Source organism: Streptomyces gobiensis, from assembly GCF_021216675.1.
In the GTDB taxonomy this organism is placed as follows: Bacteria; Actinomycetota; Actinomycetes; order Streptomycetales; family Streptomycetaceae; genus Streptomyces; species Streptomyces gobiensis.
In genome coordinates this window covers 2,782,694-2,798,637 of record NZ_CP086120.1, presented here as the reverse complement: position 1 = coordinate 2,798,637, position 15,944 = coordinate 2,782,694, and the positions used below count along the sequence as shown (strand labels likewise).

At 66.6% G+C, this 15,944-nt stretch carries 16 protein-coding genes; 7 read left to right on the top strand and 9 right to left on the bottom strand.

The genetic code is table 11. The annotated features are described in order from the left end of the window. Positions 1-20: 20 nt before the first annotated feature. On the bottom strand, positions 21-1,103 hold the full coding sequence (locus tag test1122_RS12905) for an inositol-3-phosphate synthase (protein ID WP_232269316.1): 1,083 nt from the start codon (positions 1,101-1,103) through the stop codon (positions 21-23). 50 nt (positions 1,104-1,153) lie between these two features. Then, complete coding sequence (locus test1122_RS12900) at positions 1,154-1,786, bottom strand: PadR family transcriptional regulator (protein WP_232269315.1); 633 nt, start codon at positions 1,784-1,786, stop codon at positions 1,154-1,156. 375 nt (positions 1,787-2,161) lie between these two features. Between test1122_RS12900 and test1122_RS12895 the strand changes: the two genes are divergently transcribed. Then, positions 2,162-4,867: a transglycosylase domain-containing protein gene (locus test1122_RS12895; protein ID WP_232269314.1), complete on the top strand. Its 2,706-nt coding sequence runs from the start codon at positions 2,162-2,164 to the stop codon at positions 4,865-4,867. Positions 4,868-4,953: 86 nt separating this feature from the next. Here test1122_RS12895 and test1122_RS12890 read toward each other — a convergent pair whose 3' ends face one another. Then, positions 4,954-5,406 carry a GNAT family N-acetyltransferase gene (locus test1122_RS12890; RefSeq protein ID WP_232269313.1) on the bottom strand — a complete coding sequence of 151 codons (453 nt, stop codon included), beginning with the start codon at positions 5,404-5,406 and terminating at the stop codon, positions 4,954-4,956. Positions 5,407-5,541: 135 nt separating this feature from the next. Between test1122_RS12890 and test1122_RS12885 the strand changes: the two genes are divergently transcribed. The 3 genes from test1122_RS12885 to test1122_RS12875 all read left to right on the top strand — a co-directional run bounded on the left by test1122_RS12885 (position 5,542) and on the right by test1122_RS12875 (position 9,342). Continuing rightward, positions 5,542-6,633, top strand: a complete 1,092-nt coding sequence (locus tag test1122_RS12885) for a restriction endonuclease (protein ID WP_232269312.1) — start codon at positions 5,542-5,544, stop codon at positions 6,631-6,633. Between the two features lie 570 nt (positions 6,634-7,203). After that, positions 7,204-8,511 (top strand): globin domain-containing protein, encoded by a 1,308-nt coding sequence (locus tag test1122_RS12880; RefSeq protein ID WP_232269311.1) that lies wholly within the window; start codon positions 7,204-7,206, stop codon positions 8,509-8,511. Positions 8,512-8,535: 24 nt separating this feature from the next. Then, positions 8,536-9,342 carry a pyridoxamine 5'-phosphate oxidase family protein gene (locus test1122_RS12875; RefSeq protein ID WP_232269310.1) on the top strand — a complete coding sequence of 269 codons (807 nt, stop codon included), beginning with the start codon at positions 8,536-8,538 and terminating at the stop codon, positions 9,340-9,342. 99 nt (positions 9,343-9,441) lie between these two features. Here the strand turns inward: test1122_RS12875 and test1122_RS12870 are convergent, their stop codons facing one another. The 5 genes from test1122_RS12870 to test1122_RS12850 form a co-directional block, all read right to left on the bottom strand. Beyond that, positions 9,442-9,939: an NUDIX domain-containing protein gene (locus test1122_RS12870; RefSeq protein ID WP_232269309.1), complete on the bottom strand. Its 498-nt coding sequence runs from the start codon at positions 9,937-9,939 to the stop codon at positions 9,442-9,444. A 36-nt stretch (positions 9,940-9,975) separates the two neighbouring features. Next, complete coding sequence (locus test1122_RS12865) at positions 9,976-10,872, bottom strand: LysR family transcriptional regulator (RefSeq protein WP_232269308.1); 897 nt, start codon at positions 10,870-10,872, stop codon at positions 9,976-9,978. A gap of 192 nt (positions 10,873-11,064) precedes the next feature. Next, positions 11,065-12,213: a cystathionine gamma-lyase gene (locus tag test1122_RS12860; protein WP_232269307.1), complete on the bottom strand. Its 1,149-nt coding sequence runs from the start codon at positions 12,211-12,213 to the stop codon at positions 11,065-11,067. Then, a complete protein-coding gene (locus test1122_RS12855; protein WP_422396976.1) occupies positions 12,210-12,644 on the bottom strand; it encodes a low molecular weight protein-tyrosine-phosphatase in 435 nt (144 codons plus the stop codon). The genes test1122_RS12860 and test1122_RS12855 overlap by 4 nt, the downstream gene beginning before the upstream one ends. A gap of 139 nt (positions 12,645-12,783) precedes the next feature. Further along, positions 12,784-13,161: a phage holin family protein gene (locus tag test1122_RS12850; protein WP_232269305.1), complete on the bottom strand. Its 378-nt coding sequence runs from the start codon at positions 13,159-13,161 to the stop codon at positions 12,784-12,786. 50 nt (positions 13,162-13,211) lie between these two features. On the opposite strand from test1122_RS12850, the gene test1122_RS12845 reads away from it, so the two are divergent. The 3 genes from test1122_RS12845 (at position 13,212) to test1122_RS12835 (ending at position 14,542) form a co-directional block, all read left to right on the top strand. Next, positions 13,212-13,529 carry a cupin domain-containing protein gene (locus test1122_RS12845; protein ID WP_232269304.1) on the top strand — a complete coding sequence of 106 codons (318 nt, stop codon included), beginning with the start codon at positions 13,212-13,214 and terminating at the stop codon, positions 13,527-13,529. A gap of 138 nt (positions 13,530-13,667) precedes the next feature. Continuing rightward, positions 13,668-13,880 (top strand): DUF5326 family protein, encoded by a 213-nt coding sequence (locus tag test1122_RS12840; protein ID WP_232269303.1) that lies wholly within the window; start codon positions 13,668-13,670, stop codon positions 13,878-13,880. Between the two features lie 242 nt (positions 13,881-14,122). Beyond that, positions 14,123-14,542, top strand: a complete 420-nt coding sequence (locus tag test1122_RS12835; protein ID WP_232269302.1) for an SsgA family sporulation/cell division regulator — start codon at positions 14,123-14,125, stop codon at positions 14,540-14,542. A 39-nt stretch (positions 14,543-14,581) separates the two neighbouring features. Here test1122_RS12835 and test1122_RS12830 read toward each other — a convergent pair whose 3' ends face one another. Further along, positions 14,582-15,832 (bottom strand): YibE/F family protein, encoded by a 1,251-nt coding sequence (locus tag test1122_RS12830; protein ID WP_232269301.1) that lies wholly within the window; start codon positions 15,830-15,832, stop codon positions 14,582-14,584. Positions 15,833-15,944: the final 112 nt, after the last annotated feature.

Below are 15,944 nucleotides of genomic sequence, written 5' to 3'. Positions count from 1 at the left end.
GCGCACTGTGCTCTGTTCCGCTAGCGCTCCACTTCCCCCTTGATGAACTTCTCGACGTTCTCCCGGGCCACATCGTCGAAATACTGCACCGGCGGGGACTTCATGAAGTAGGAGGAGGCGGAGAGGATCGGGCCGCCGATGCCTCGGTCCTTGGCGATCTTCGCGGCGCGCAGGGCGTCGATGATGACACCAGCGGAGTTCGGGGAGTCCCAGACCTCCAGCTTGTACTCCAGGTTCAGCGGGGCATCGCCGAACGCCCGGCCCTCCAGGCGGACATACGCCCACTTGCGGTCGTCGAGCCAGGCGACGTAGTCCGACGGGCCGATGTGGACATTGTCGGCACCCAGGTCCCGGTCGGGGATCTGGGAGGTGACCGCCTGCGTCTTGGAGATCTTCTTGGACTCCAGGCGCTCGCGCTCGAGCATGTTCTTGAAGTCCATATTGCCGCCGACGTTCAGCTGCATGGTGCGGTCGAGGATGACACCGCGGTCCTCGAAGAGCTTGGCCATCACACGGTGCGTGATGGTGGCGCCCACCTGGGACTTGATGTCGTCACCGACGATCGGGACACCGGCCTCGGTGAACTTGTCCGCCCACTCCTTGGTACCGGCGATGAAGACCGGCAGCGCGTTGACGAAGGCGACCTTGGCGTCAAGAGCCACCTGTGCGTAGTACTCGACGGCGGTCTGCGAGCCCACGGGCAGGTAGCAGATGAGGACATCGGCCTGGGCGTCCTTGAGCGTCTTGACCATGTCGACCGGCTCCTCGGCCGACTCCTCGATGGTCTCGCGGTAGTACTTCCCCAGACCGTCGTAGGTGTGGCCGCGCTGGACCTTAACGCCAGTGGACGGCACGTCACAGATCTTGATGGTGTTGTTCTCGCTGGCGCCGATGGCGTCTGCCAGATCGAGGCCGACTTTCTTGGCGTCGACGTCGAAGGCGGCCACAAACTCGATGTCCGAGATGTGGTAGTCGCCGAACTGCACATGCATCAGACCCGGGACGCGGCTGTCCGGGTCGGCGTCCTTGTAGTACTCGACGCCCTGCACCAGCGAGGCGGCGCAGTTGCCCACGCCGACGATGGCTACGCGAACCGAACCCATTCCGGTTGCTCCCTGTGTGTTCTCGATGAAGCCCCGCACAGTGCGGGGCCTCAGGTGGTGTCATCGGACGGATCCGGCGGGGTCTGACCCCGATGCCGGGGCAGACCGCCCGTATCTCCTGACCGGCCTGCCCGCTCGCTCTCGATGAGCTCGTTGAGCCAGCGGACTTCGCGCTCCACGGACTCCATTCCGTGTCGCTGCAGCTCAAGCGTGTAGTCGTCCAGTCGCTCCCGGGTGCGGGCCAGCGAGGCCCGCATCTTGTCGAGGCGCTCCTCCAGACGGCTGCGGCGGCCTTCCAGCACCCGCATCCGCACATCCCGTGAGGTCTGGCCGAAGAAGGCGAAACGAACGCCGAAGTGCTCGTCCTCCCAGGCGTCCGGGCCGGTCTGGGCGAGCAGCTCCTCGAAGTGCTCCTTGCCATCGGCCGTCAGCCGATAGACGATCTTCGCCCGGCGTCCGGAGAGCGGTGCCGCGAGGGGGTCCTCGGCGGCGCTGCCCGGCTCCTCGGCGATCCACCTCTGCTGGACCAAGGTCTTGAGGCAGGGGTAGAGGGAGCCATAGCTGAACGCCCGGAAGACGCCCAGCGAGGTGTTGAGCCGCTTACGCAGCTCGTAACCGTGCATCGGGGACTCGCGGAGCAGGCCGAGAACAGCGAACTCGAGGATGCCGGAACGCCTGCTCATCGGTACCGTCACCCCTTCCCGTCCATCGGTCTCTGCCCGCCGGTCTGTCCGTTATACCGAGCTGATGTATCGGCTCGATACATCAAGACGATAGAACGGCGCCTCCTGTAGGGCAAGAGGCGGGCGAGTGACTGGACTCACATCCGTGATTCACGGTGGGCGAGCTGACTGCTTTGGGGTGAATAGCCGTCAAGGCATGTTTTGGAGCTGCGTACTCTGTCGCTGTGCAGAACACCACCGGGAACCATGTGACGCGTGTGAGCGTCCTCGTCCCGGAAGCAGTGCGCCCATTTGTACGAACGGACGCACTTCGGGGGACCGGAAGTACACTGCCGCCTTCAGGCGTGGATGCCTGACCGAGGAGTAGCTGTTCCCATGAGCGAGCACCGTCGAAAGCCGCCACAGTCACGCGGCCGCCGCACAGCGCAGCCGCCGTCTCCCGGCCGCCGCGCGGCCCCGCCGAGCGGCGCAACGACCAGCTCATACGGCGCACCCGCCGAGAGCCCGTACAGCAGCCGCGCGGAGGCCCGCCGTGCGGCCCAGCGCGGCGGCCGCCGCCGCGCGGCGGCCAGCAGCCCGGCAGATGCCGGAGGCGGCGGCTATGCGGGCGGTGGCGGCAGAGGCCGCCGTGGCGGTGGTGGAGATGTCCCGCGCGGTGGTGGTGGCCGTGGGCGCCGCCCCGAGCCACCGGGCAAGAAGCGGTTCATCGACTATCCCCGTTCGGGTAAGTACGGCCTGCGGCGGTGGCTGCCGTCCTGGAAGCAGATCGCCGGGATGTGCGTCGCCTTCCTCGGTCTGATCGTCGGGCTGGCAGGCGTCGCGCTGGCGATGGTCGAACCGCCGAACGAGTCGGATGCCGCTAAGGCGCAGAACAACGTCTACTACTGGGCAGACGGCTCGGTGATGGCGCGCGACGGCCAGACGAACCGGCAGAATGTCGACATTTCCAAGATCCCTAAGGAAATGCAGGATGCCGTGATCGCCGCCGAGAACGCCACCTTCTATGAGGACTCGGGCATCGACCCCAAGGGCATCGCTCGCGCGATGGTCAATATGGCCAGGGGCCAGGAGACCCAGGGTGGTTCGACGATCACTCAGCAGTTCGTCAAGAACACCTTTCTGTCCCAGGACCAGACGCTCACGCGTAAGGTCAAGGAGCTGTTCATCTCCATAAAGGTCGGCTCGCAGATGTCCAAGCCCAAGATTCTGCAGGGCTACCTCAACACGAGCTACTACGGGCGCGGCGCCTATGGCATCCAGGCGGCGGCGCAGGCGTACTACAACAAGAACGCCGAGGAGCTGGAGCCGGATGAGAGCGCGCTGCTGGCCACCGTTCTCAAGGGCGCCGACCTGTACGACCCGGCGGGCGGCGAGGGGCCGTACAGCTCACGCAAGGAGAACCGCAAGCGCGCGGAGAAGCGCTGGGAGTGGATTCTTGACCGGCAGGTCGAGGTCGGGAGGATGGAGCTGGAGGAGCGGAAAAAGTTCCAAGAGTTCCCCGAACCGGTGCCTCGCAAGGACCAGAGCAGCAAGTCCGGGCAGGTCGGCTATCTCATGGCCGTCGCCAAGAACGAGGTCATGAACAAGGGCGGCATCGAGAAAAAGCAGTTCGACCGGGGCGGCTACCAGATCTACACGACCTTCGACCGAAAGAAGGTCGAAACGCTGGAGAAGACGGTCAACCAGGTTCGTAAGGACAACATCGACCCGGAGGAGCGCGAGGCCGATACGTTCGTCCAGTTCGGTGCGGCCTCAGTGGTGCCGAATGACGGCAAGATCGTCGCGATCTACGGAGGTGAGGGCTACGACAAGGGCCACTACCTCAACAACGCCAACACCCTCGGCGTCCCGGTCGGCTCTACCTGGAAGCCCTTCGTGCTGGCTGCAGCGATGACGCACGGTACGTACAAGAGCGAGGGCCAGCCGATCTCGCCGGACAGTGAGTACAACGGCGACAACAAAATCAAGATCAAAAACCAGGATGGTTCGGACTACCTGAACAAGAAGAACGAGCCCTTCCGCCAGGTGAACTTCAAGCAGAAGGACTGGGACTACATCAGCCTGCGCAAGGCGATGGAGGTCTCGGCCAACACACCTTTTGTCCAGCTCGGCATGGATGTCGGCATGCAGAAGGTGAAAGAGATGGCGATGAGCGCCGGTATCAAGGAAGAGAGCATCGATCGCAACCTGAACCCATCCTTCGCCCTGGGCACCTCAACCCCCAGCGCGATCCGGATGGCCGATGCCTATGCCACCTTTGCCGCCTCCGGCAAACAGGCCGAGCCGTACTCGGTGAAGCGCGTGGTCTACGCGGGCGAGGACTGGGGGAGCTTTGAGAAGCCCGCCCGGAAGGCGTCGATTGACGCGAACGTCGCCAATAACGTGACGGAGGTCCTGGAAAACGTCATCAAGGGCCCGAACGGCTCCGGAAAAGCGGCGCGGGCACTCAACCGTCCTGCGGCGGGCAAGACCGGTACGACCGATGACAACAAGTCGGCGTGGTGGGTCGGCTACACACCTCAGCTGTCCACCTCCGTCACGATGTTCCGCACCGACCCCAACGGAGACGGGACGCCGCTTTCCATGTACGGCGTCGGCGGCGAGGATGCCGTCACCGGTGGCGGACTGCCCGCCAAGGTGTGGACGGACTACATGAAGGCAGCCCTGAAGGGGAAGGCGCCGGAGCCCTTCCCCAAGGCCGAGCCCATCGGTGAGAAGGTCGACCAGGACGGCGCCCCGACTCCGACTCCGACCGAGACCGAGACGCCGGAAGAGGAGGAGCCCGAGGAGGAGCCCACCGAGTCGGCCACGCCGACCGAGTCGGGCAGGCCGACCGACGAGGAGAAGTGCAAGCCCGGCGACATCACCTGCGATGACCCAGGCGGGGAGACCGACGGCCAGACCGGCGGTGAGACGGATGGCCAGACCGGCGGGGAGACCGATGGCCAGACCGACGGCCCCGACTGGGGTGGCACCACGGACGGTCAAAGCGACGGTGGCGGTGACAACAAGGGCGGCAACGGCAACAACGGCGGCACGATCTTCGGCAAGGACGGTGAGAGTGGTGACAGCGAGGAATAGCTGAACTGAACCGCTTGTAGCAGTGGCCGGTCGTGGATCTCCGCGACCGGCCACTGCTGTGGTGAACTCCTGGCGGGCCGACTGGCTCAGAGCATCATCTTGAAGCCGAGGTGTGAGGCCGCAAAGCCGAGCCGCTCATAGAAGCGATGGGCGTCAACTCGTGTCGCGTCCGAAGTGAGCTGGACCATCGCGCACTTCAGCCGCCGGGATTCCTCGATTGCCCACTCAATCAGATCGGTGCCGAGTCCCGTGCCACGCTCATCGGCGTGCACCCGTACACCCTCGATGAGCGCGCGGGCGGCGCCCTGCCGGGACAGGCCCGGGATGACCGTGAGCTGGAGCGTGCCAACGGTGCGCCCATCGCGTTCAGCGATGACCAGACGCTGCTGGGGATCTCCGTCGATCTGCTCGAACGCTGCCTGATAAGGGGCGAGCTCACCGGGTGTCTCGCGCTGGGCCCCCAGATGGTCATCGGCGAGCATGGCGACGATGGCGGGCACGTCATCAGCGCTCGCACGCCGGATCGTGAGGTCACTCATGATCGGCACCCTATGCCGGAGCACATACGGCGCGCATGGCTCGTACACAAGCACGCAAGTCGGTCGTGTCTTCATACGTGCTGACTCGTTGCCCTATTGGGGGTGGGTCATCAGCGTCGCCATCCCGTGTTGGGTATGACTCGCTGGGAGGGGAAGCGCATGGTGCACGAAGGCGTGCTGCTGGAGTCGAAGACGCTGCGCGAGAGCGTGGTGGAGCGTACGGAAGTCCTTGACAAGGTCAAGAAGCTGGAACTGCTGCCGGACGACCGGCATACGTCGACGGCCGGCCTCGCCGCTTACTTCGAAGTGGGTGTCGAAGCCATTAAGTCTCTCGTGAAGGACCACCGCGACGAACTGGAGTCCAACGGGTACTGGCTTTTGTCAGGTCCAGAACTGAGGTCCTTCAAGGACCTCTGTGGGATCGATCCGCGAGTCCGCTCATATGCGATCTTCTCCCGGCGAGCCGTTCTCAATGTCGCGATGCTGCTACGCGACAGCGAAGTCGCACGTCAGGTACGTACACACCTTCTCGACGCCGAAGAGCGCCACCGAGCCGCACACTCCCACCCGCCTGTGGATAACTTGGTCCACAGCCTTGCCGCATGGCTGGACGAGCACATCGCGCGGATGGTCGCAGAGCATCTGTCACAGATCACGGACGAGCGCACGGTCCAGATCGCGGAGGACGCCGTGCGTACCGTCGTTGGCAAGTCCGTGGTCCCGCTGCTCAACCTCACCATCCAGTCCGACAGCGAGCAGCGTCGTCAGCTCAGCGAGCTCCGTGAGGAAATCAATCAGGTCAAGCGGGTCCAGCGGATGTGGACCGCCACGGGCGGTATGGCGGCCATGGACGCCATGACGTGGCGGGAGTTCGAGGACCATATCGCCGGGCTGTGCCGACGGGATGGCTGTGTCAGCGTCGCCAACACCAGCGCAAACAGCGATCTGAGCGCCGACCTCGTCTGCCGGACTGCTGATGGCCGGTTGCTGGTCGTGCAGTGCAAGCATTTCGCGCCGCATCGCAAGGTGGAGTCCGGTGAGATGCAGAAGTTCATCGGCATGGCCAAGGTCGAGTACGAGGCCGATGTCGCGCTCTTCGTGACCACGTCCCTCTTCAGCCCCGCCGCACTCGACCTGGCCGCTAAGCACGGCGTCACCGCCGTCCATCGGGGCCTGCTGGAGGCATGGAGCGCCGGGACCCGGCTTCAGGTGCTGCGCCCAGGCTGAACCCCCGTCACTCTGCCCACGGCAGCGGGTGTGTCTCCTTGCCGCCCGGCAGGGTGGCCCGGCCCCGGCCCCCATCGGCATCGCGACGAGTGCCTGGGCCGCCTCAGCGCCCGTGTGGAACTGCCGTATGACCCCGGCTGGTACGACAATCGCCTAGCCTGTGCTGGCGGTTTCGGAGCGGCCGTCACCACGCCGGGGCAAGCCCCCAGGGCTCTGGGTGGCCAGTGCGTACCGAGGGGAGCGCAGGCTCGCGCTTCGTGGCTTGTCCGGCGTCTGCCACCGGGAGTATCACGGTGTAGTCGGTCGTGAGTATATGGCCGTTACGACCGGTAATTTCCGTACTCCGGGTAGTGGGTCATGGAATTCCCAATACTGCAGTCCGGGACTTGTGCATTCATGCCGTAACGGTATGGTCGACCTCGCATGACGCCGCAGCGCTCAGCCGAGCAGCCGTCCCTGACCTTGGAATGCGCGGTGGGCCAGGACATAAAGAAGTCGAGGGAAACACGGGCACATTCTGACTTCGGAAGTGCATGGACCGACCGGAAGACGTACGAGGCGAGACAGATCATGACCACCACGTCGGCTGATAACGGCATACCCGCCGGAGACAACGGCAACGGTGGTGACTGGGGCTGGTTCGGCCCAGGCACACGGCACCCGGAACCAGATGCCTCGACTCAACCGAGCGCCCCGAGCGCCCCGACTGCCCAGACGGGCCCAAGCGCCGAGCCTTCCCCGGATGCCCTCCTTATCCGCCGTACGATGGCCGAGATCGAGCCGGTCGCCGACGCGGTCACCGCATACTTCTACGCGCTCCTCTTCGTCCAGCAGCCCCAGCTGCGCGATCTTTTTCCGGCCGCCATGGATACCCAGCGTGACCGGTTGTTCAAGGCGTTGCTCACCGCCGCCCAGCATGTCGATAACGCTGAGGTGTTGACCGAGTACCTGTCGGGCCTCGGCCGCGGCCACCGCAAATACGGCACCCGCCCCGAGCACTACCCGATCGTCGGTGAGTGCCTGATCAGCGCGCTCACCCGGTACGCGCACCATAGTTGGTCCCCGCAGACCGAGGCCGCCTGGGTCCGGGCATACACCGCGATTTCCCAGATCATGATCGACGCGGCCGCCGAGGATGAGCGGCGGGCACCCGCGTGGTGGCAGGCGGAGATCGTCCGGCATGAGCCGCGCACCCGGGACATCGCGATCATCACCGTACGGCCCGACCAGCCCTATCCCTTTCTCGCGGGCCAGTACACCAGCATTGAGACACCCTGGTGGCCACGGGTGTGGCGGCACTACTCCTTCGCCACCGCGCCGCGCCCGGACGGGCTGCTGACCTTCCATGTCAAAGCCGTACCGGCGGGCTGGGTCTCCAGCGCCCTGGTCAACCGCGCCCGTCCCGGCGATGTGGTCCGGCTCGGGCCCCCCACGGGCTCGATGACGCTCGACCATCAGACGGACAACGGTCTGCTCTGCCTTGGCGGCGGCACCGGCATCGCACCCATCAAGGCGCTGATCGAGGATGTCGCGGCGCACTCGGAGTCCAGCCGGGCCCGGCTGGTCGATGTCTTCTACGGGGCCCGCCGTGATGAGGATCTCTACGATCTGGAAACGATGCTGCGGCTGGGCCAACGGCATCCCTGGCTGTCGGTGCGCCCTGTTGTCGCCGATGGCTGTCCGATCCGGGCCGCCGGTCTCACCGGTCAATTGCCGGATGCGGTACGCCAGTCGGGACGCTGGACCGCGTACGACGGCTATGTGTCCGGGCCACCTGGATTGATCCGCAGCGGTGTGGACGCCCTGCAGGGAGTCGGTATTCCCAGCCACCGCATAAGGCACGATTCCCTGGAAGAGTTGGCCGCGGCAGGAGACTGATATGTGGAAGGAGCGGCAGCAGAAGTGGAAGAAGACCAGCTCATCACCCGCCCAGGCAGTACGGGCGAGCATGTTCTCCAGGAGCGGCTCGGCTCCACGGAGCGCGCGGACCGCTTCTATGACGAGCAGATGCTCGACCATCTCAATGAGCGGATGCGGGAGTTCACCCAGCGTCAGGAGATGTTTTTTCTGGCCACCGCCGACCAGAACGGTGAGTGTGACAGCAGCTTCCGGGCCGGTCCGCCCGGATTTCTTCAGGTTCTGGACGAGCGGACGCTCGCCTATCCCGAGTACCGGGGCAATGGTGTGCACGCCAGCCTGGGCAATATCCAGGAGAATCCGCGACTCGGCATTCTGCTGATTGACTTCCTGCGGGCCCGGATCGGCCTGCACATCAACGGCCGTGCGGAGATCTTGGAGGATGCGGAGATACGCGCCGCCCACCCGGATCTCCCGGTCGATCCGGCACCGGGGCGGCGGGCGGAGCTGTGGGTGCGGGTCGAGGTCGAGGAGGCGTACGTCCACTGCGCGAAGCACATTCCGCATCTGCAGTTGGCGCCTAAGCGGGCTGCGCGGGAGTGGGGGACCGATGACTACAAGCGCAAGGGCGGCGACTTTTTTGGCGTTGCCCGGGATCACGGGGACCAAGGGGCGGGGAGGTCCGTTCCCGTTCCCGTTCCTGTTCCTGCGGCTGCGCCTCAGGCTCCGGTGAGCCCGGAGCAGTCGGCGTTGTCCTGGCGGGAGGAGGCTGAGCGGGTGCTTGCGGAGGCGGAGGCGCGGCGGCGGAAGGCGGCCGACGAACGCGCCTCCTTCCAGGGCTGGTTCGGCTAGCCCTTTCCCGGCTCGCCGGGGTGCGGGTCCGCCGTGTGGCGAGGCTTGGCCCCGGGGGCCGGGTGCCTCTGGGGGAGACCGAGTGCCCGCAACACCTGGTTAGCCGAGGTCGGGGGCCAGGAGGGCTTGGATGCCTTCGATGTTCTCTGACAGGTAGGCCCGGAGTGCGGGCGGGACGACTTCGACCGAGGTCACTCCGGCGCGGGTGAAGGGGATGCGGACGATCTCGTATTCACCCAGCGGCTCGTCGACCTCCGGGCCATGGCGGCGGGTGAGGTCCATGGAGGCGAGGCGGCAGACGAAGAAGTGCTGCACCGTCACGCCATGTGCGGGTTGGTAGGGGGAGCCGTGGACGGTGTCGACGAAGGCGGGGACGACATCGGTCACCTTCGCGCCAAGCTCCTCGTCGACCTCGCGGTGCAGTGCCGCGATGACGGTCTCGTCCGCTGGCTCCACCCCGCCACCAGGGGTGATCCAGTACGGTTCGTGGCCGGGCTTGGTGCGTTTGATCAGGATCATCTCGGGGGAGCCGGCGGCGTCGCTGTCCAGCAGGATGGCGCGGGCGGTGCGTTTGACCACGGGACGTTCTTCGGCCATGACTGTGATCTCCCGCATGGCCGGGTGAATGAAACCTCACCAGTGCACGGCGGCCCGCAGCAGCCACTCATGAGCCCGGGCGATATGCGGCAGCGCGAGCGTCCCGGCCCGGATGGCCAGAAAGTACGTGCGCAGCGGTGGTACCGGTGGGTCCAGCAGGGCCACCACCTCCCCGCTGTCCAGGGCGGCGCGGCATAGATAGCGGGGCAGTACGGCGAGTCCGGCGCCCGTTGTGACGCACTCCAGGACGGCGCGCAGGTCGGGTACGACGATGGCGCCGGAGCGGTCCGGGGCGCTGTCGAAGACCGTGTTCCAGTAGTGGGTGAGCAGCGGCAGCGTCTCGTGTACGCCGATGACCGGGACACCGTCCAGCGCCGGTGCGCCCTTGGCGTGTACGACCGCTGGGCCGCCGAGCCGGGCGGCCCAGCGGGGGGCGGTGACCAGGACGTGCTCCTCGTCGCAGAGCGGGGTGGCGGCCAGTTCCTCGCCGCGCGGGCGGGCGGTGGTGATGGCCAGGTCGTGGTGGCCGGCGGCGAGGCCGGTGAGGCACTCCTCGGCGGAGCCGAAGGAGGCGCGCAGTGCGACGCCCTGGGCTGCGAGGGGGGCGAGCGCGGGCATGGCGCGCAGACCGGTGAACTCCGGTGGTCCGGTGAGGTGCAGGGTGCGGGTGGGGGAGGTGGCGTCCAGGTCGGCTTCGGTGATGGCCAGCAGGGCGTCGAGATGCGGGGCGGCCTTGTGGGCCAGCTCCTCGGCGACTGTGGTGGGGGTGACGCCACGGGCGCCACGGATGAAGAGCGGGCGGCCTAACTGCCGTTCCAGCGAGCGGATCTGGCCGGTGATGGCCGGCTGGGAGAGGCCCAGCAGTGGGGCGGCGCGGGTGAATGAGCCAGCTCGGTAGACGGTGAGGAACGTGCGTAACAGGGCCAGGTCCATGTCCCCTCCGGACGGTATGCCTGTCCCCGCGTTCACTGACGGCTCATCAATGATAAATAAGCCTATAGGCAGGTGTCGATACGGTGATTGGACACCCACGCAGGGTCAACTAGCCTGGTTTGGCGCGCTGGTAAGCGCGTCGTGTGTGGGCGGTTTGGAGCGGGAGGGGGGAGTTCCAAACCGCCCGCTTGTTCACTCCTGCGCTCGCGCGGCGGCTAGCGCGTGCAGCACATCGGCCACCAGGTCCTCGGGGTCCTCGGCCCCGACCGAGAGCCGGACAAAGCCGTCCGGAACCGCGTCCCGGTAGGCCCCGTCCCAGCGGCCCCGCCGCTCGGCGGTGCTGCGTACCCCGCCGAAACTGGTCGCTTCGCCGATGATCCGCAGGGCGGCCAGGAAGCGCTCGGCATACGCCTGGTCCGGCAGCGTGAAGGAGATGACGCAGCCGAAGCGGCGCATCTGCCGTATGGCCAGCGCGTGTGCGGGGTCGTCCGGCAGTCCGGGGTGCCGCAGTCCGGCCACTTCGGGGTGCTGCTTCAGTGCTTGCGCGACCGTCAGCGCGGTGCTGGCCTGCCGGTCCACCCGCAGCTGGAGGGTGGCGAGGCTGCGGTGGGCGAGCCAGGCCTCCATGGGGCCGGGGATGGCCCCGACGATCTTGCGCCAGTGGCGGACGGTATCGGCCCGCTCCCGGTCCCGGCAGACGGCGTAGCCGAGCAGGATGTCGCCGTGCCCGGTGAGCGCCTTGGTGCCGCTGGCCACCGCGAAGTCGGCGCCGAGCGACAGCGGGCGCTGGCCGAGCGGGGTGGCGAGGGTGTTGTCGACGGCGACCAGCGCGCCCTGCCGGTGCGCGGCCTCGGTCAGGGCACGGATGTCGCAGACGGCCAGGCCCGGGTTGGAGGGGGTCTCCAGCCACACCATAGCGGCCCCTTCCAGGGCCTCGAACTGCTCACGGCTGCCGGTCGCGACCGTACGGACCTTCGCGCCGTAGCCTTCCAGCCGCTCGCGCAGTGGGATCAGCAGGTTGTAGCCGTCGCTGGGCAGGACGACGATGTCGCCCTGCCGCACCTGGGAGAGCAGTACCGCTGAGATCGCGGCCATCCCGGAGGCGAAGGCCACCGCCTGGGCGGCGCCGCCGGGGTCCTCCAGCTCGGCGATGGCCCGTTCCAGCGCGGTCCAGGTCGGGTTCCCGTCCCGGCCATAGGTGTACGGTGCCTCGGCCGGATCGCCGGGCAGATGGTAGTGCGCCGCGAACACGGGCCCGGGCAGCGGTGGCGCATACGGGTCGCTGGGCGGCAGTCCGGCCCGTACGGCCCTCGTCCCATCACCGGTCATCGGTTCGGTCATCGGTTCTCGAGCTCTTTCCGTACGGCGTTGAGCAGGCCCGGCACCGCGGCCTCGACCTGCGCCAGGACGGTGTCGAAGAGCCCGCGTCCACCGTAGTAGGGATCGGGAACATCGAGGTCCCCGCAGGCCTGTGGGTCGTAGGAGCGCAGCAGCCGCACCTTGTCGGCATCGGCGGCGCTGGGGGCCATCCGGCGCAGCTCACGCTCATGGCCCCGGTCGAGGGCGATCACCAGGTCCAGCCGGTCGAACCAGTCGGAACGGAACTGGCGTGCGGCGTGGGTTGGATCGTATCCGGCCGCGGTGAGGGTGGCGGCTGTGCGCGGGTCAGCGCTGTCGCCGGCATGCCAGCCGCCGGTGCCCGCGCTGTCGGCCTCGACCTGGCCGTCGAGCCCGGCCTTCGCGATGCGGGACTGGAACACGGAGGCGGCCATCGGGGAGCGGCAGATGTTGCCGGTACAGACGAAGCAGACGCGATACGGGTGAGGGGACGCGGGTGACGTGGGGGACGCAGATGATTCAGCGGCGGGCATGCGTCCCATCATCCGTGATCGCGTTGGGTGCGTGTGGTGGTTACCTGTCGTCGGGCAGAACCATGCTCACCGCCCAGGAGACGATGGCGATGATCAAGCCGCCGAGTACCGCGGTGCCGAAGCCCTCCACATGGAAGCCGATGTCCAGCTTGTCGGCGAGCCAGGAGGTGAGCAGCAGCATCAGCGCATTGATCACCAGTGCGAACAGGCCGAGCGTGAGGACGAGCACGGGGAAGGAGAGAAGCTTCGCGATCGGCTTGACCACGTAGTTCACCACCCCGAAGATCAGGGCGACGAGGATCAGGGTGATGGTCCTGCTGGTGGTGTCATCGCCGGTGAGCGTGATGTCGCTCAGCAGCCAGACGGCGACCGCCAGGGCGATCGCGTTGGCGATCGTTTTGATGAGGAAACTCTTCATGGGTGAGATCGTTCCAGAAATGACCGGGGACAGGGCAGGGGGCAGCGGAGATGAAAGCGTTCCGGCTGGAGGAGCTGGAGGCGGAGCGGGCCGCCAACGATGGTGCGTATCTGCAGTTTCTGCGGGAACGGAACATGTCGGTCGGGCTCTACGCGCTGGACAAGGGCGCCCAGGATCCGCAGCGGCCGCACCGTCAGGACGAGGTGTATTTCGTGGTCAGCGGCCGCGCATCGATCACGGTGGGCGATGAGACAACGCCGGTGGCGCGGGGCAGCGTGGTCTATGTGCCGGCCGGGGTACCGCATAAGTTCCACCACATCACCGAGGATCTGCGCGTCATGGTGGTCTTCTCTCCTCCGGAGAGCTGAGGCGCCGCGGCAGCTCCCTTAGGGGTCCGGTCAGGGGAGGACCGGGGGCGGTGGCACTCCCGCGGTGCTTTGGCACCGCCTAGCATCGAAGGCGGAATCGGGCCACCATCCGGCGGAAACGGGAAGCAGGGACTGAGCATGAGCACAAAGGAGACCTTCGCGGGGATGCCGTCGTGGGTGAAGTGGGTCGGGATCATCGTGGTCGCGCTGATCGTCTTCAAGGTTGTCACCTGGCTCCTGGCTATCCTGGTGGGCCTGCTCTTCAAGGTGCTGCTGTTCGCCGCGATCGTCGCGGCGCTGGTCTTCGTCGTACGGAAGTTCATGACGTCGTCCTCCAGCAGCAACTGGTAGACAGCCCGTCGGTTGTGTGTGGCACCGGCTCGCGCTCCGCCGTCCGGGTGAGCCGGTGCAGAAGCCCGCAGCGTGCTGACAGCCGTCAGCCAAGTCGTCTGTGCGGCGGTTTCTTTGCTTTTTTGGGCACGCCCATCAACTGCGGAGTGTGACACATCGGCTACGCTCGCATATAGCGCAGCATCTGATGTGAAAACGCACGGTTGTGGAGCTTCCAGCTGCAAGGAAACGGGGTCAGTTGCATGAGTGACACGGTTCAGGCACACATCGCAATGAACTTTCTCGCCTCGGACGAGCTCTCCTTCCGTATTCCGGTGGGGCTCGACTACGACGCCGGTGATCCTTACGCGGTCCGGCTCACCTTCAGCCTGCCCGGCGACGCGCCCGTCACCTGGGTCTTCAGCCGTGAACTGCTGATCGACGGCATCAGCCACCCGGCTGGCGAGGGCGATGTGCACATCCGCCCGGTCGCCGCCGAATATCTGGGTGACCTCCATATCCAGCTTCAAGTCGGCCAGGAACAGGCCCTCTTCCGCGCCAGCGCGCCTCCGATCGTCGCCTTCCTGGACCGTACGGACCGTATTGTCCCGATCGGCCAAGAGGCGGTCTTTGAGGACATTGACGCGGAACTGACCAAGATTCTCACCAGCCAAACGCCCTAGCCCAGCCCAGCCCAGCCCAGACCAGCCCGCCCCGGGCTCCTACCGTTTCGCCCGGCGCCGCCTTCCCCGGCCGCTGGGGCCGGACGGTTCCGTGCCGCTCAGACCCGTGGAGACGACCAGGGCCGCCAGGCCCGTCGTGACCGGGACCGAGGCGACCAGGCCGATCGAGCCGACCAGGGTGCGTACGATTTCCTCCGCGACCAGTTCGCTGGTCGCGACGGTGCTCACACTGGCCTGGGCGACCGAGAAGAGCAGCAGCAGCGGCAGCGCCGCGCCCGCGTAGGCCAGCACCAGGGTGTTGACCACGGACGCGATGTGATCGCGGCCGATCCGCATCGCCGAGGTGTAGAGCGTGCGCCAAGTCGCCGTGGGATCGGCCTGCTTCAGCTCCCACACCGCAGAGGTCTGAGTGACCGTCACATCGTCCAGCACACCCAGCGAGCCGATCAGCACACTGGCCAGCAGCACGCCGCGGATCTCGATATCCGGATAGAGACTGTGCACCAGCGCCGTCTGGTCATTTGTGTTGCCCGTCAGCTTCGCCCAGGCGATGAACAGCGAGCCGAGCAGCCCGATCAGCACCAGCGAAATCAGGGTGCCCAGCACCGCCACCGAGGTGCGCGCGGTGAGGCCATGGCACAGATACAGCGTCACCAGCATGATCGTGCTGCCCCCGACCACCGCGACCACCAGCGGATTCGAGCCCTGCAGAATCGCGGGCAGGATAAAGAGCGTCAGCACCGCGAAGGTGATCGCCAGACCTACCAGCGCCAGTACACCACGTAGCCGTCCCACCGCCACGACCACCAGCGCGAAGAAGACTGCCAAGAGGATTATCGGGAAATTCCGGTCCACGTCGACGACGCTGTACTGCAACTCCTCCGGTGCCTGTGGCGCGTAGGCCACCACGACGTTCTGTCCCGTGGACAGCCGCCGGGTGTCATCGGGCGTGATGACGGCGGTGAAGGTACGGCCCTGGTGCGGGCCGGTGGTCACTTCGACGGTCGCCTGCTGGCACTGACCATCGGTGGCGGCGTCGTTGTTCTGCTGCTGTGCGTGGACGTCCTTGCAGTTCACCTCCTCCACCTTGGTCACCCGGGCCTTCTCCATCTGCCGGTCGAAGCCGACCCCGGTCTGCTCGTCCTGCTCGGGCGCTCCACCCGGCCACAGCACAATCAGGCCGGCCACCACCGCCGTGGCGAACGGGATCAGCACCGCGCCGATGATCTTGCGCAGATGCTTCGATACGGGGGCAGCGGGTCCATGGTGATGGCTGTGTGAGTGGTCCACAGACCGATCATCGCAAGGCCCCCTGGCGCCGCGCCCGGACGAACCGCTAACGTAAAGGTGCCTTTTTGCACATCGCGGGAGCTCCGAGCACGGGGCTGAGAGGGCGCTGACG